This window comes from Bradyrhizobium sp. ARR65 (genome assembly GCF_000472385.1).
Taxonomy (GTDB): domain Bacteria; phylum Pseudomonadota; class Alphaproteobacteria; order Rhizobiales; family Xanthobacteraceae; genus Bradyrhizobium.
This window is the reverse complement of the sequence record NZ_AWZU01000049.1, coordinates 1-15,014: the sequence shown is the minus strand read 5'-3', so window position 1 is coordinate 15,014 and position 15,014 is coordinate 1. Positions and strand designations below refer to the sequence as shown.

At 63.5% G+C, this 15,014-nt stretch carries 12 protein-coding genes and 1 pseudogene; 8 read left to right on the top strand and 5 right to left on the bottom strand.

The genetic code is table 11. The features are described 5' to 3' along the window. Nucleotides 1-187: 187 nt before the first annotated feature. Nucleotides 188-2,521 (top strand): Tex family protein, encoded by a 2,334-nt coding sequence (locus F758_RS0134795; protein WP_024512192.1) that lies wholly within the window; start codon nucleotides 188-190, stop codon nucleotides 2,519-2,521. A gap of 188 nt (nucleotides 2,522-2,709) precedes the next feature. Here the strand turns inward: F758_RS0134795 and F758_RS0134790 are convergent, their stop codons facing one another. Then, nucleotides 2,710-3,549, bottom strand: a complete 840-nt coding sequence (locus F758_RS0134790; protein ID WP_024512191.1) for a universal stress protein — start codon at nucleotides 3,547-3,549, stop codon at nucleotides 2,710-2,712. Between the two features lie 220 nt (nucleotides 3,550-3,769). Between F758_RS0134790 and F758_RS45210 the strand changes: the two genes are divergently transcribed. Next, nucleotides 3,770-4,534 carry a trypsin-like peptidase domain-containing protein gene (locus tag F758_RS45210; protein ID WP_198026637.1) on the top strand — a complete coding sequence of 255 codons (765 nt, stop codon included), beginning with the start codon at nucleotides 3,770-3,772 and terminating at the stop codon, nucleotides 4,532-4,534. A gap of 370 nt (nucleotides 4,535-4,904) precedes the next feature. Beyond that, nucleotides 4,905-5,636: a class I SAM-dependent methyltransferase gene (locus F758_RS0134780; protein WP_157450302.1), complete on the top strand. Its 732-nt coding sequence runs from the start codon at nucleotides 4,905-4,907 to the stop codon at nucleotides 5,634-5,636. Between the two features lie 129 nt (nucleotides 5,637-5,765). Here F758_RS0134780 and glk read toward each other — a convergent pair whose 3' ends face one another. The 4 genes and pseudogenes from glk to F758_RS0134765 all read right to left on the bottom strand — a co-directional run bounded on the left by glk (nucleotide 5,766) and on the right by F758_RS0134765 (nucleotide 9,949). After that, nucleotides 5,766-6,746, bottom strand: a complete 981-nt coding sequence (gene glk, locus F758_RS0134775) for a glucokinase (protein ID WP_024512189.1) — start codon at nucleotides 6,744-6,746, stop codon at nucleotides 5,766-5,768. Further along, nucleotides 6,743-6,892, bottom strand: a pseudogene (locus F758_RS50155) (beta-glucosidase); the annotation flags it as partial. The gene glk and the pseudogene F758_RS50155, both read right to left, overlap by 4 nt. A gap of 95 nt (nucleotides 6,893-6,987) precedes the next feature. Then, complete coding sequence (locus F758_RS0134770; RefSeq protein ID WP_024512188.1) at nucleotides 6,988-8,067, bottom strand: HD-GYP domain-containing protein; 1,080 nt, start codon at nucleotides 8,065-8,067, stop codon at nucleotides 6,988-6,990. Between the two features lie 196 nt (nucleotides 8,068-8,263). After that, nucleotides 8,264-9,949 carry a methyl-accepting chemotaxis protein gene (locus F758_RS0134765; RefSeq protein ID WP_035724156.1) on the bottom strand — a complete coding sequence of 562 codons (1,686 nt, stop codon included), beginning with the start codon at nucleotides 9,947-9,949 and terminating at the stop codon, nucleotides 8,264-8,266. 580 nt (nucleotides 9,950-10,529) lie between these two features. Between F758_RS0134765 and F758_RS0134760 the strand changes: the two genes are divergently transcribed. From F758_RS0134760 to F758_RS0134740, 5 genes are all read left to right on the top strand, one after another. After that, entirely contained in the window at nucleotides 10,530-10,853 is a 324-nt protein-coding gene (locus F758_RS0134760) for an STAS domain-containing protein (RefSeq protein ID WP_024512186.1), read from the top strand. Further along, nucleotides 10,853-11,218 (top strand): response regulator, encoded by a 366-nt coding sequence (locus F758_RS0134755; protein ID WP_024512185.1) that lies wholly within the window; start codon nucleotides 10,853-10,855, stop codon nucleotides 11,216-11,218. The genes F758_RS0134760 and F758_RS0134755 overlap by 1 nt, the downstream gene beginning before the upstream one ends. Next, on the top strand, nucleotides 11,215-13,338 hold the full coding sequence (locus F758_RS0134750; RefSeq protein WP_024512184.1) for a chemotaxis protein CheA: 2,124 nt from the start codon (nucleotides 11,215-11,217) through the stop codon (nucleotides 13,336-13,338). Before F758_RS0134755 ends, F758_RS0134750 begins: the two co-directional genes overlap by 4 nt. Then, a complete protein-coding gene (locus F758_RS0134745) occupies nucleotides 13,339-13,809 on the top strand; it encodes a chemotaxis protein CheW (RefSeq protein ID WP_024512183.1) in 471 nt (156 codons plus the stop codon). A 35-nt stretch (nucleotides 13,810-13,844) separates the two neighbouring features. After that, on the top strand, nucleotides 13,845-15,014 hold a 1,170-nt coding region (locus tag F758_RS0134740), incomplete at its 3' end, for a methyl-accepting chemotaxis protein (protein WP_024512182.1).

Genomic DNA, 15,014 nt, shown 5'->3' with positions numbered 1-15,014 from the left:
CACTATGGCGCTGCGTTTCTCCCTTTGCAGCGGAAGCGGGCCCACCGGCCGGCCAACAATATCCCCAACGCTTTCGAGTGTGCCTTTTGCGTCGCGCGCACCCGCTTGAGGAATCAATCGGAGTTGGTCCATAAGCGGCGTCCTCGCAGCCGGCAGGGCTGGCTGCTTCGCGCCGGAGGGAGTTTGCGTGGCAAAGATCAATCAGAAGATTGCGCAAGAGCTTGGTGTTCGGGAGCAGCAGGTCGAGGCGGCGGTGACGCTGCTCGATGGCGGCGCCACGGTCCCCTTCATTGCCCGCTATCGCAAGGAACTGACCGGCGCGCTGGACGACACGCAATTGCGCACACTGGAGGAGCGGCTCACTTACTTGCGCGAGCTGGAAGAGCGTCGCAAGGCGATCCTCGAGTCGATCCGCGAGCAGGGCAAGCTCGATGCCGCGCTCGAGGCCACGATCATGGCGGCCGACAGCAAGGCGCGATTGGAAGATATCTATCTCCCCTATAAGCCGAAGCGCCGCACCAAAGCCGAGATCGCCAAGGAGGCGGGTCTCGAGCCCTTATCGGAACTGCTGCTGAAGGAGCCGCAAAACGATCCCAGGCAGGTGGCAAAGGATTTTGTCGATGCGGAGAAAGGCGTCGCCGATGTCGCCGCCGCGCTCGACGGTGCGCGTGCCATCCTGGTCGAGCGCTTTGATGAAGATGCCGATCTGATCGGCGCGCTCCGTGAGGAGATGTGGGCGCAAGGGCGGATGGTCTCGACCGTGCGCAAGGGCAAAAAGACCGAAGGCGAGAAGTTCAAGGACTATTTCGATTGGAGCGAGCCGCTGCAGAAGCTTCCCTCGCACCGGATTCTCGCGATGTTCCGCGGCGAGAAAGAGGAAATTCTCGACCTGCAGATCGATCCCGAACCGCAAGCGCCGGCGGCCGGCGTGCCCGGCACCTATGAGCTGAAAATCATGCAGCGCTTCGGCATCTCGGATCAGGGTCGGCCGGGCGACCGCTGGCTCCTGGAGACCGTGCGCTGGGCCTGGCGCACCAAGATCCAGCTCCATCTCAACATCGATCTGCGCATGCGGCTGTGGAATGCGGCCGAAACAGAGGCGGTACGCGTGTTCGCCTCCAACTTGCGCGACCTGCTGCTCGCCGCGCCTGCGGGAGCGCGCGTCACCATGGGGCTCGATCCGGGTTACCGCACCGGCGTCAAGGTCGCCGTCGTGGATGCGACTGGCAAGGTGCTGGCGACCACCGCTGTCTATCCGCATGAGCCGCAGCGGCAATGGGACGAGGCGCTGGCCATCCTCGGCAAGCTCGCGATCGCGCACCGCGTCGACCTCATCGCCATCGGCAACGGCACCGCCTCGCGGGAAACCGACAAACTAGCCACCGAACTGGTGAAGCGGCTGCCCGATCTGAAGATGACCAAGATCGTCGTCTCGGAAGCCGGCGCCTCCGTCTACTCGGCCTCGGCCTTTGCCTCGGGAGAATTGCCTGATCTCGACGTGACCATGCGCGGCGCGGTCTCGATCGCGCGGCGGTTGCAGGATCCGCTGGCCGAGCTCGTGAAGATCGACCCCAAGGCGATCGGCGTCGGGCAATATCAACATGACCTCGGTGAGGCTAAGTTAGCGCGCTCGCTGGATGCGGTGGTCGAGGACTGCGTGAACGCGGTCGGCGTCGACGTTAACACCGCCTCCGTCCCGCTGCTGTCGCGGGTGTCGGGCATCGGCCCATCGCTGGCGCAAAGCATCGTGCAGCATCGCGACGAGAACGGCCCGTTCAAGTCACGCAAGGCGCTGAAGGAGGTGCCGCGGCTCGGACCGAAGGCCTTCGAGCAATGCGCGGGCTTCCTGCGCATCAATGACGGCGAGGATCCGCTCGACGCCTCCGGCGTGCATCCCGAAGCCTATCCCGTGGTGCGGCGGATCCTGGCCGCTACCAAGAGCGACATCAAGGCGCTGATCGGCAATGGCGAGATCGTACGTCAGCTCAAGCCGCAGGCCTTCGTCGACGAGACGTTCGGCCTGCCGACGGTCACCGACATCCTGCGCGAACTGGAAAAGCCCGGCCGCGACCCGCGCCCGGCCTTCAAGGCCGCCGTGTTCAAGGAGGGTGTCGAGGAGATCAAGGATCTCAAGCGCGGCATGATCCTGGAGGGCACCGTGACGAACGTCGCCGCCTTCGGCGCCTTCGTCGACATCGGTGTGCATCAGGACGGGCTGGTCCACGTCTCGGCGATGTCCAGGAATTTCATCAAGGACCCGCGCGAGGTGGTGAAGCCCGGCGACATCGTCAAGGTGAAGGTGCTGGACGTCGAGGTTGCCCGCAAGCGCATCTCGCTGACACTGCGGCTCGATGACGAGGTCGGTCCGAAGAAGGACGGCAAGGGGACGCGCGACAGCGCCGGTTCCTCGATGCGGTCCACGGCGAGCCGCAAACCGCAGGAGCAGTCCGGCGGCGGCGCGCTTGCCGACGCCTTGCGCCGTGCCGCCGAAAAAAGCGGCCGCGCAAAGCCGCAGATTTAGACGCCTGTTAGCTGGACACGGCTCTCAAGCTGCCCCGTCCTCCTTCGAGGCCCGCGGAGCCTGTCATCGGGCCGCGCTTCGCGCGGACCCGGTGGCGAGCGCCTCCAGCGACAAACGGCGAAGCCGTTTACGTGGGGATGACGGAGATCGAGCCTGTCTTAGTCCAAAGCGATCGCGGTTCAACGGGCTCAATGCGACATCAGCGTCGGCACGGTCATGGCCCGCAGCATCGCCCGCGTGACGCCGCCCAGGACGCCTTCCCGCACGCGCGAATGGCCGTAGCCTCCCATCACCAGCATGTCGAGATCTTCGTCCGCCGCCAACGATAGGATGGTGGGTTGAATATCGGCGCGCGCCGCCGCAAGTTCGATGATCCTGATCGGCAGTCCGGCGCGCGCGAGGTGCTTGGCGAGGTTTGCGGCCGATGCTTCCGTCGGTGCGCTCTCCTCATTGATCGCAATCGCCACCAGCGCATCCGCTTTCTCGAGGAGGGGCTTTGCATCCCTCAGCGCACGGGCCGCCTGCCGGCTTCCGTCCCAGCAAATGCCGATACGCTTGGCCGTGAAGGGCCCGCGAAAGATGTGGGGCACGAACAGCACGGGCCCGCCGGCCTGAATCAGCACTTCGGTTGGAATGGTGTTGTCGAAGCTGTCAACTCCCGTCTCGGGCTGCGGCACGACGGTCAAGTCATAAACTCGTGCGGATGCGGCGATCGAGCTCGCCGCATCCGCCGGTGCCTCCTCAATCGCATGTCGTTCGTAGGAGATCTTGGCGCTTCGGGCCTCGGCCTCGAACACGTCGAGCGCCGCGGCGGCATGCTGGGCGGCTCTCTCCTTCTCCATTTCGAACACGGCGGCAACGGCGGCGCCCGCACTTCCATCCATCACATAGGCGGTGCTCGCCGATACATAACCGGCCGCCAGCGCATCGAGATGGGCGCCGAAGGCCACGGCCAGCGAGACCGATGCATCGACGACGGGCCGCGCCGCCCGCTCCGTCGGGATTTGTACCAGGATATCCTTGATCATGCTGTTCCTCCGCCGGAAGCGGGCCGATCATCCCAGCCGTCCGGCACTTGGCGTTGATATGAATCAAGCGCCGCCGCGAGGAATGGTTGGATCGGAACCTCCTTAACCGGATTGTTGCGCATGGATTGCGCGCTGGGCAAGGTTGACATGCCTCAACGCGCACTTGCCGCCTTCGCATAGCCTCTCCAGATCTGCGCGAGCGTAATGCGAGATGGCTTTGATGATCTTTCATTCGGGCAGGCGTATCGGCGCCTGCACGGCTCTGCTTTTGGTCCTGATGGCAGCGCCGACCTATAGCGAGCATAGGCAGCCAAGCCATGCCGAGTTTCCGCAGTCCTCGCTTGCGCCGCTGGTCAACAGCATCTTGCCGTCGGTCGTTGCGGTCACGAGCACCAAGCGCCCGCCCAATGATCATCTGTCGGTCGATCCCGCCGCAGGATTTCCAGACGCGCCGCTGCCACAGGATGTTAACGTGATCGGCTCGGGCGTCATCGTGGACGCCGACCTCGGCCTGATCGTGACCAGCCAGCACGTGGTCGAAGATGCCGAAGCCGTGACGGTCGCCGTTTCCGACGGCCGCCGCCTCGGCGCGGCCGTTATTGCTGCCTCTCAAGGCGACGACCTCGCCATTCTCAAGATTGCGCCGGGGAGACTCAACGCGCTTGCGCTTGGACACGCGGACGGTTTGCAGATCGGCGACGTTGTGTTTGCCGTCGGCCATCCGCTGGGGCGTGGGCAAAGCACGACTTTCGGCATTATCAGCGCGCTGCATCGCTCATGTCCGGGCATCGAAAACGCCGACCTGATCGTGACCGATGCCTTGATCGAGCGTGGCAATTCGGGCGGCCCCTTGATCAATGGGCGCGGCGAGCTTGTCGGGATCAATGTCGCGCGAAGCCGCCGCCCGGACGCGCCGGGCTTCGGGTTCGCGGTGCCGGTCGCGGCCGTTCGCGCCGTGCTGGCGCGGGCGCGGCTGAGCGGCTAGGGAAACCGGGCCAACAAAAGATCCCGCCCATATGGAACATCCGCTGGGGCAAGATTGTCACCGGTTCTGGTGGCGCTAGAACCGTCAAAAGCGTGATCGGCCGAGCAGTTCCGTCAGCAGGCCGGCATTGATCCCCGTCGACGCACATTGCAATCGCCGAGGAATAGCTCACGATTTTGCGAGCACGCACAGACTTGATTCTCGACGATTGGTGCGGTTGGATAGTGCAATCTGCGCGTGTAACGTCCGGCCGTTATATCCTGGCCTGCCTTGGCGCTACGAAGGCTTCTCTGAGGAAGACAACCCAAAAGGTCCCTGCTCGTCTTCCGGCCTGAGCAAATAAGTGAACATAGAATTTCGGGAGTGAAACGTGATCAGGAAAATTGCGCATGCAATTGCGGCGAAAGGGTACCGTCAACTCATGTTGAGGGGCTATTTTCGTAAGCTTTGGTATCCCCGCTATCAATTTCAGTATTTCCCGCGACAATTGTGCTTCCTCGCGCACTGCCTGGACCGCACCGCCGACGTAGACGGTTCAATTGTCGAGATCGGGTGTGCACATGGCCTGACCACCACGTTTCTTTATGAATACCTTGCGGATTCCGGCATTCACAAAGAATACGTTTGTATCGATACGTTTTGCGGCTTCACACCCCAAGACATTCACGTCGAGAAGGAGCAGCGCGGCAAAGTCCAGGACTACGAATGGGAATTCAAGAACAACAGTGCCGCATGGTTCAAGGAGTCGCTTGCTAGACGGCACATTACGGACATCAAGGTCCTGGAGGCCGACATCTCGACGGTGGAGGATTCTCTCCTGCCAGACCGTATTTCGTTCTGTCTGCTCGATGTGGACCTCTACCAACCGGTCAGGGTTGGCCTGGAAAGGATCTATCCGCGGCTTAGCCCGGACGGGATCATCGTTGTCGACGATTGCTGGTCAAAGCCCAGACATATGTGGGTGGATGGCGTCGGAGAAGCGTACGACGGAGCCATGCAAGCCTACAAGGAGTTTACCGGGGAACGTGGACTGCCGGCAAAATTCGCCGAAACGAAACTGGCCCTCATCGAGAAGCCGCTTTCTGGCGCGAGGGCGGGTTGATGAGCCGCGCCACGTCGATGTCGCTCGCGTCGTTGTGAGATGGCCCGCAGCTTGGCAACCGGGACAATCTGCTCAACCAATCTTGAAAAGGTCGACCACTGGATTTGCGGGTGATCCCGACGAGGGCCGTTATCGGCTTTGCACGGCAGATACGCTTGCCGCCGCGCTCTGTTCGAAGAAGATCTTGAGCCCGATGAAGCTGGTGTCGGGGGTGATGATGACGTTGGTCGGGATGGCGCGCAGATAGGCGTCGTAGCGTCCCTTGTTCTCGAACTGCTCGCGAAATTTCGTTTCCGCCATACGATCCGCGAAGCGAGGCACGATGCCGCCGGCGATATAGACGCCGCCGCGCGCGCAAAAAGTCAGGGCGAGATTGCCGGCGACACCGCCGAGAAAGGCGCAAAACATATCGAGCGCCGCGGCGCTGATGGCGCAACTGCCGTCAAGCGCGGCCTGGGTGATCTCGGCGGCATCGCGCTCTGCCGCTGCGATGCCCTCGATCGTTGCCAGCGCGTGATAGAGGTTTTCAAGGCCGGAACCCGACAGCACCCGTTCGATCGACACATGTCCGAACTGCCTGCGCAATTGCGCGATGACCTGCTCTTCGCGCTCGGACGTTGCGGGCAAGGTCGCATGCCCGGCTTCGGTGACGACCACCAGGGGCTGCGCGCCCTGCATCAGGAATCCGGCGGCACCAAAGCCGGTGCCGGGCCCGAGCACCAGCATCGGCGCGCCCGGCATCGGAGGCTGCGTCCCGAGCGGAAAGAGATCGGCCGGCTGCAATCCCGGCAGCGACCAGCCCAGCGCTTCGAAATCGTTGAGCAGATGGACGCTCTCAAAACCGAACAGCTTTGTGAGTTCGGCGCCGTCGAGCAGCCATCCGCTGTTGGTGATGAGGCAGCGATTGTTCTCCACCGGGCCCGCGACGCCCAGCACGGCGGCCGTGGGCGGTTCCGCGGCGTGACGCGCCACAAAGGCCGCGATCGCGTCGTTCGCGCGCGGGAAATCGGCGACCCGCATGTGTTGGATCGGCCCAATTTTGCCGCGGTCCATCAGCGCAAAGCGCGCATTGGTGCCGCCAATGTCAGCGAGAAGAACCCTGTCGATCATCCCTCTGCCGTCATCGCGCCTGTCGGGTTGCCGCTTCTTGCGGGAACCGAAGCTCTCCGTCCCGCCGCAATGAGGCCGGCATACCATCGCGCGGAAGCTTTGGGAATGCGCCTCTGTGTGGCGAGTTCAACGTAGAGAAGGCCGAAACGTTGCGTATGGCGGGAAGGCTATTTCGAATTGGCCGGAGGGCGATCGCACACAAAATAGCCGCACGGCCGCGAATTCCCGCTACTCCCTTCGTTCATTGCGGGGCGAGGGCGCCCGCGTCCTTAAGTGTCGGAAGCGGCGCGGTGTGGGCCCGCGCGATGGCCAGCACGTCGTCCCAGCGCGACAAGAACGCGTCGACGCAGGCCGGGTCGAATTCCTGCCCGCTTCGCTTCAGAAGATAGTCGCGCGCGTCCGTCAGCGGCATCGCCTCCTTGTAGGGCCGCTTGGTGGTCAGCGCATCGAACACGTCGGCCACCGCGACCACGCGGGCTGCGATCGGAATCTCCGGCCCCTTCAGGCCGCGGGGATAGCCGGTCCCGTCCCATCTTTCGTGATGACCGACGGCGATCGCCGCACCGAGCTGAATCAATTCGCAGTGGCTGTCCGCCAGGATGCGTCCGCCGATCGCGGCATGCGTTCGGATGATCGCCATCTCTTCCTCGTTCAGCCGGCCAGGCTTGAGCAGGATGTTGTCGGGGATCGCGACCTTGCCGATATCATGCAGAGGCGCGGCGAGATAGATGTCGCGGCACAGCCGCTCCGAAAGGCCGAGCTCCTCGGCGATGAGGCGGCTGTATTTGGCGACCCGCAGCGTATGTTCGCCGGTGTCGTTGTCCCGATATTCGACCGCGAGCGCCAGGCGCAGGATGATTTCCTCCTCGCGCTCCTGAAGCTTCTGCGTGGCCGCCGCCACCTCGCTGGCAAGGTGGACCGTGCGATCATTGAGCTTTCTGACTGCAAGGCCGAGCCGGACCAGGTTGCGAAGGCGCACCCTCATCTCCAGGCTTTGCGGGCGCTTGGGCAGGAAATCGGTGGCGCCGGCCTGCAGCGCCTGCATCCGCACCTCATCGTCCTCGATCGAGGTGATCATCACGACGGGAATCTCGGCACATCTCGGCAGGCTGCGAAGCGCGCGGATGAAGGCGATGCCGTCCATCTTCGGCATCTCGTAGTCGACCAGAACGATGTCGAAATCGCGCGAGCGGGCTGCGGCAATCGCCTGCAAGGGATCGAGGAAAGCAGTTGCCTGTACCATGCCGTCCGCTTCGATGTGCCGTTTCAAAAAGTCGAGCACGGAGCGGCTGTCATCAACAAGGAGCGCCTGGGTCAGCATCGGCCGGTTTCTTGGGTCGCGCGGGTCAATTGCATTTTAGCAATTTGGAATGGTATCCCGGAGAAACTTAACGCAAAACTAAATGCGGCCTATCCGAATGCCGCATGCGAACGCCCGATCCCGGGCGGCAGCCTCCGCCGTCCATCAATCGATGCGTGCAGCTTATAATGTTTTGCAATCGGCGTGCCGCCTCGGCTCAGGCCGCACGAACCTGCGCGAGAAAGCCGGCGACTTCGCGTCGCAGGCGCTCGGCTTCACCGGAGAACCTGTCGGCTGCGCCCAGCACATCATTTGCGATGTTGCCGGTCTGCCTCGCCGCGCCCTGTGCTGCGGAGACGCTTTCCGAGACCTGTCGCGCGCCGGCGGCGGCTTGCTGGATATTGGCTGCGATATCGCTCGTCGCGGCGCCCTGCTCCTCGACGGCGGCGGCAATCGCCGACGTGATCTCATTGATCTGCGCCACGACGCCGCCGATGCCCTGGATGACTTCGACTGCGCTTCCGGTCATGGACTGAATCTCGGCGACCGTGGCCTGGATTTCCTCTGTCGCCTTCGCGGTCTGGGTCGCGAGCGATTTCACCTCCGAGGCGACGACGGCAAAGCCCTTGCCGGCCTCGCCGGCGCGCGCGGCTTCGATCGTCGCGTTCAGCGCCAGGAGATTGGTCTGCTCGGCAATGCCGCTGATCAGCGCCACGATATCGCCGACGCGCTGGGCGGAATTTTCGAGGCGCGCCATGGTCGCCTTGGCACGATCGGCCTCCGAAACTGCGCTCGAGGCGATTTGCGAGGAATGGGTGATCTGGCGGGAAATCTCCTGGATTGAGGACGATAGCTCTTCCGTTGCCGTAGCCACGGTGCCGACATTGGTGCTGGTCTGACCGGCAGCGGAAGCCGCCGCGGTCGTCTCGCCGCTGGCGGTCGTCGCCGCGCGGGTCATCGCGTTGGCGGACGCCTTCATCTCGCTCGCTGAATCTGCGATGGTTTCGACCACGCCTTTCACGGACGCCTCGAACCCGTCGGCGAGCTTGTGCATCGCCGCTTGCTGCTCCAGCGCGGCTTCGGCCTTCAGCCGAGCCTGGTCGGCGGCCAGACGCGTCGCCTCGGCCGATCGTTCCTTCAGAATTGCAATGGCCTGTGCCATCGTTCCAATCTCGTCCCGCCTCTCCACTTCGGGCACGGCGGTAGCCGCATCACCTTCGGCCAGGCGATGAGTGGCCTCGGTCAGGCGGAGGATCGGTCCGGTGATGCGGCGGCCGAGCAAGTAAGCCACGGCGAAAGTCAGCAGAGCCACGGCGCCGATCATCCATGCCGCGTTGATCGCGCTGGCCCAGGTGGCCGCTTCGACGTCGTCCAGATAGACGCCTGTCCCCACCACCCACTTCCAGCGGCCGCTGAGCTTTGCATAGCTGGCCTTGCGCACGGGCGGCGTGTTCGGCATTTTCGGCCAGAGATAATAGGTGAAGCCGCCGCCGGCCTCGGCCGCCTTGATCATGTCGCGCGCAAAATAAGAGCCGTTGGCATCCTTGGATTCGAGCGATGGGGCGCCTTCCCTGTCCTTGAACAGTCCGTTGACTTCGATGACGCCATCGAGGCGGCGCGCCATCACATATTCATTGCCGTCGTAGCGAATGGCGCGGAGCACGTCCTTGGCGGCCGCCTTGGCAGCGTCGTCCGGCATCTCGCCGCGCGCCGCTTTGGCTTCGAAGGCTTCAACGATCTTCGTTGCCGCATCCGTCACCGCACGAGCCCGCGCCTGATGTTCCTCCAGCGTGACATTGGAGATGGCGCGGATCGAGACCAGGCCTGTCACGATCAATGCCAGCAGCGCGAGGATGGGTATGAGCAGAATCCGGCTGCTGATGCTGCGGAAGAATTTCTGCACGGCGTTTTCCCCCTTCGAGCGATGCGAATCCGCATCGCTCCCCTGCGTCACACTAGCGTGATAGGTGTGAAGGTTTGGCTAACTCTCCGTTTGTCGAGCTGAGAACTGCCGTTGCTGTCGCGGCTTCGGTCGGGATCGGCCGCGCGGCGGTCGCGGCTATCAGAAGTTGCGACAAGTTCATGACGGCTGGCTTTGCCAATTTGTCCGTCGTGGCAGCAACCTCAACGTGTTTTTATAAGTTATTAATCGCTGCTGGAGGCCGAATTTTCTTGCGCCGGCGAAGTGACGATCGAACTTAAATTCGGATTCCTCGACCGTCGAACTCGATACCGCGCATACAATCGCGGCCGTCTGGCAGGAAGATGCATCCGTTTTCGGCAAGCTCGCACGTGTTGCGCGCGAAGATTGATTTACTCGCGCGGATGAGAGCTCCCAGTGATGTGGGCTGTGCAACCTAAAGTTATTTTAACCCCGTATTTACACGGGCTCTATAGTTAGGAGTTTGCTCATCAGCCATTGTGAAAGTCCCGTGGGAATGAATTCGCGCCGGACGGATGGCGAATTCGGGACGGGGGACGCAATGACGCCTAATGCCACCGAGTCGAAGTGGTCACTCCGGCTTCCGGCAGACTGCAGCATCGCGGCAATCCGTAACGTCTACGACCTGATCCGCGAGGCCTTCAACCGGCAAGACCCGCTCGAGATCGATTGCTCCAACGTCGCCAAGGCCGATGTGACGTCGATCCAGCTATTGCTGTCCACGACCAAGACCGGCCAGGCGCAGGGGCGCCCGGTGGTGCTCACCTCGTTCTCGCAAAACTTCCGCAACACGCTTCGCCGCGCCGGTTTCTCCAGCGAGGCGATTGCGAACCATCCCTTCAACGAAAAGAAAGATGGCGTCTGATGGCTACCGTTCTGACGGTCGATGATTCCCCCAGTATCCGCCAGATGATCAAGGTCGTCCTCGAGCCTGCTGGTCACAGCGTGCTCGAAGCCGGTGACGGCGCCCAAGGCCTCGCCCAGTGCCAGGCGAAGCGACCGGACCTCGTCATCACTGATCTCAACATGCCGACGATGAACGGCCTGGAGCTCATCCGCGCGTTGCGGAAGCTGCCCGCGCTGACCGGGATGCCGATCGTCTTTCTGACCACGGAATCCAACGACGCGGTCAAGCAGGAAGCCAAGAGCGCCGGGGCGACCGGATGGATCACAAAGCCCTTCAAGCCTGAGCAGTTGCTCGCGGTCGTCGCCAAGCTGGTGCGGTCATGAGCGCGCTGGACCCGACAGAGGTCTTTCGTCAGGAAGCAAGCGAGCTTTTCGAGACCCTGGAAGGGGCCCTGCTGGATCTTTGCCAGCGACCGGACGATCGGGAGCTGGTCGATTCGGCTTTTCGCGCGCTGCACACCATCAAGGGATCCGGCGCGATGTTCGGTTTCGACAAGGTCGCCGCCTTCACCCATGAATTCGAAACGGCGTTCGAGCTGGTTCGCAAAGGCGAGATCAAGCCGACCCAGGAACTGATCGCGGTGGCGCTGGCCGCCAAGGACTATATCCGCGCACTGATCGAGGCGCCGGAGACGACGGACGCCATCATTGGCGAAGCCATTCTGGACGATCTGAAGCAGCTCGTCGCTCCGACCGCCCCGCGGTCCGAAGTGGCGACGCCCGCTACCGCGGAGGTGGCGGCCGCGGGCGAGAAGCGGTCTGCAGGCTGGCGTCTGCATCTGGAGTTCGACTCCCACATTCTTTGCAACGGTTCCAATCCGCTCGATCTGCTCGAGGACCTCTGCAAGCTCGGACCCTGTTTCGTCGTTCCCGTCACCGACGACGTACCGCTGCTCGACGAGCTCGAGCCCGAATACTGCTACCTGAAGTGGGACGTCACGCTGCACGCCGATTGCGAGAAGAGCGCGATCGATGACGTCTTCATGTTCGTCGCCGACGAGATGAAGCTCACGCTCACGCCGCTGACGCAGGCCGAGCTGCCGGCACAGCAGCCTGCGCCGGAGCCGGTACCGCAGACTGCGATGCAGCCGGCCTCGGCCGACGCGACGCCCGCGCCAACGGTCGCCGAGCCCATGCCAGAAGCCGAGCCGACCGTCGAGCCCGCGGCCGTACCGAAGGCCGAGCCGGTCGCCAAGGAAGCGGCGCCGCAGCCGGCCGCCCGGGCCGAGACCCGGCGTGACGAGGTCAAGCGCAGCGAAGAACGCGGCATCGCCACCGTGCGCGTGCAGGCCGAGCGGCTCGACGAATTGATGGACCGGGTCGGCGAGCTGGTTATTGCGCAGGCGCGCCTGAGCCAGTTGGCGGCGGCCGGCTCCGATCTCTCGATCAAGATGATCGCCGAAGAAATCGAGCGGCTCGCGGCCAGTCTGCGCGACACCACCATGGGTGCGCGCATGGTGCCGATCGGCTCGCTGTTCGGACGCTTCCGTCGTCTGGTCCATGATCTCTCGCGCGATCTCAAGAAGCCGGTGGAATTCGTCACTTCGGGCGAGGACACCGAGCTCGACAAGACGATGATCGAATGCCTGGCCGATCCGCTGGTCCACCTGATCCGCAACGCCATCGATCACGGCATCGAGGATACGGCTGCGCGCGCCGTCGCGGGCAAGACCGAGCAGGGCCGCATCGAACTGCACGCGGTTCACTCGGGCGCGCAGGTTCTGGTCACGGTGCGCGACAATGGCGGCGGTCTCAACACCGCGCGCATCCGCGCCAAGGCCGAAGAGCAGGGCCTGATCGCGCCGGGTGCGGCGCTGTCGGATCACGAGATCCACCAGTTCCTGTTCCATCCCGGCTTTTCAACGGCGCAAACCGTCTCGGCGCTGTCCGGCCGCGGCGTCGGCATGGACGTGGTCAAGCGTACCATCGAGAACATGCGCGGCTCGATCGATCTGTCGACCAAGCCCGGACAAGGCACCAGTGTGACGCTGCGGCTGCCGCTGACGCTCGCGATCATCGAAGGTCTTTTGATCCGCGTCGGCGAGGGCCGCTACATCATCCCGCTGTCGGCGGTCGAGGAATGCGTCGAGCTGATGGCCGAGGACCAGCGCTCGCGCGGGCGCAACTTCCTCAATGTGCGCGGCAATCTCGTGCCGTTCCTGCGCCTGCGCGAGATCCTCCCTGCGGAAGGCGAGCCCGAGCTGCATCAAAAGACCATCATCATCTCCACCGGCGAGACCCGCGTCGGCCTGGTCGCCGACCAGATCATCGGCAATCACCAGACGGTCATCAAGTCGCTGTCGAAACTGCATTCCGACGTCACGATCTTCTCGGGCGCGACCATCCTCGGCGACGGCACCGCGGCGCTGATCCTGGACGTGGCGCAGCTCGTCTCGCTCGCGCAGGCGCAGTCGGAAAAACAACAGATGAACGAGGCTGCCTAAATGTCCGCTCCTGAGGTGCAAGAGGCCGCGGTCAACCAGGACGGTTCGATCCAGGTCGTCATGATTGGCGTTGGCGACGAAAAATTCGCGCTTGATGCCGGGATGGTGCGCGAAATCATCGATCCGATCCCCGCCACCAGGGTCGCGGGGGCCAAGGCGTTCGTACCCTGCGTCATCAATGTGCGCGGCAACGTCATTCCTCTAGCCGACCTGCGCATCCGCTTCGGCATGCCGATGACCGAGGATACCGCCGAGACCCGCATCGTCGTCATTGAACTCGCTATCGACAACGAGCCTGTCCTGGTCGGGCTGACCGCCGACAAGGTGTACGAGGTGACGGAGATCTCGCGGACCAACGTGCAGCAGACGCCGCGCGTCGGCATGCATTGGAAACCCGAATTCATTCGCTTCATCACCAAATGGCGCGAAGAGTTCGTCATCGTTCCCAACATGGAACGCATTCTGAATTGAGGGACGTCTCGGGGCTGAGACGGGAGGGGGCTGAAATGAGATTCACAGTCAAGGCGAAGCTCGCCAGCGCGTTCGGCGTCATCATCGTGTTGTCCGCCGTGGCGAGCGGCCTCTCATACATGAGGCTGACCGATATGGCTGCCACGGCGGAAAGCATCGTGCTGCGCGCCGGGCGGATGGAAAAGGCAGGCCAGATCGAGGTGCAAGTGCTCCGGCAGGTCCGCGCCGAGAAAAACGCCCTTCTGACGTCCGGCGCCGAGGCCGATCAGTTCGTCGCCGATATTGGCCCGATCCGCGAAGCGGTGATGAAGACCAAGGACGGGGTCTATGCGATCGCAAGCGAAGGCGGCAGGAAGCTGCTCGACGCTTTCGCGGCCAACTATGTCAAGCTGAATGCATTCCAGGACGAAACCCTCAAGCTCGCGAAGACCGACAAGGCAGCGGCTGCCGAGCGATCGGCGCGTGAGGGCCGGAAGGTCGTCAACGACACGGTGGATGCCGCCGAAGCCTATATCACCTACACCAGCAAAGCCATGGCGGAGCAGGCTGCGACGGCCAGGGAAGAAGGTAGCCGCGCTCAGTTCCTGCTGATGACGCTCGCGCTCGTCTCGATCGCCATTGCTATCGCTGCCGCCGTCTGGATCTCGCTCAATATCAGCCGCGCCCTGAGCCGGGCCGTTGGCTTGGCCGGAGCGGTTGCGGGCGGCGATCTCAATCAGACCATCAACGTATCCAGCAACGACGAGATCGGCGATCTCGTCAAATCGCTGAATATGATGGTCGAGAAGCTCCGGCAGATCGTGGCCGAAGCCCTGACCGCGGCGCAGAACGTCTCGGCCGGCAGCCAGGAGCTCTCGGCCAGCGCCGAGCAGCTCTCGCAGGGCGCGACCGAGCAGGCCTCCTCGGCGGAAGAGGCCTCCTCCTCGATGGAGGAGATGGCCGCCAACGTGAAGCAGAANGCCGAGAACGCCAGCCAGACCGANAAGATCGCCGCGCANTCNGCCAAGGATGCCGAGGCGAGCGGCGCCGCNGTGGGCCGCGCGGTGCAGGCGATGCAGACGATCGCGGAGAAGATCACCATCGTGCAGGAGATCGCCCGCCAGACCGACCTGCTCGCGCTCAATGCCGCGGTCGAGGCCGCGCGCGCCGGCGAGCATGGCAAGGGCTTTGCGGTGGTGGCCTCCGAGGTGCGCAAGCTCGCCGAG

Excerpts from the sequence above, each read along its gene's own strand:
- F758_RS0134790 (WP_024512191.1), bottom strand. The coding sequence starts at position 3,549 with ATGATCAAGGATATCCTGGTACAAATCCCGACGGAGCGGGCGGCGCGG.
- F758_RS45210 (WP_198026637.1), top strand. The coding sequence starts at position 3,770 with ATGATCTTTCATTCGGGCAGGCGTATCGGCGCCTGCACGGCTCTGCTT.
- F758_RS0134770 (WP_024512188.1), bottom strand. The coding sequence starts at position 8,067 with ATGCTGACCCAGGCGCTCCTTGTTGATGACAGCCGCTCCGTGCTCGAC.
- F758_RS0134750 (WP_024512184.1), top strand. The coding sequence starts at position 11,215 with ATGAGCGCGCTGGACCCGACAGAGGTCTTTCGTCAGGAAGCAAGCGAG.
- F758_RS0134760 (WP_024512186.1), top strand. The coding sequence starts at position 10,530 with ATGACGCCTAATGCCACCGAGTCGAAGTGGTCACTCCGGCTTCCGGCA.
- F758_RS0134755 (WP_024512185.1), top strand. The coding sequence starts at position 10,853 with ATGGCTACCGTTCTGACGGTCGATGATTCCCCCAGTATCCGCCAGATG.
- F758_RS0134745 (WP_024512183.1), top strand. The coding sequence starts at position 13,339 with ATGTCCGCTCCTGAGGTGCAAGAGGCCGCGGTCAACCAGGACGGTTCG.
- glk (WP_024512189.1), bottom strand. The coding sequence starts at position 6,746 with ATGATCGACAGGGTTCTTCTCGCTGACATTGGCGGCACCAATGCGCGC.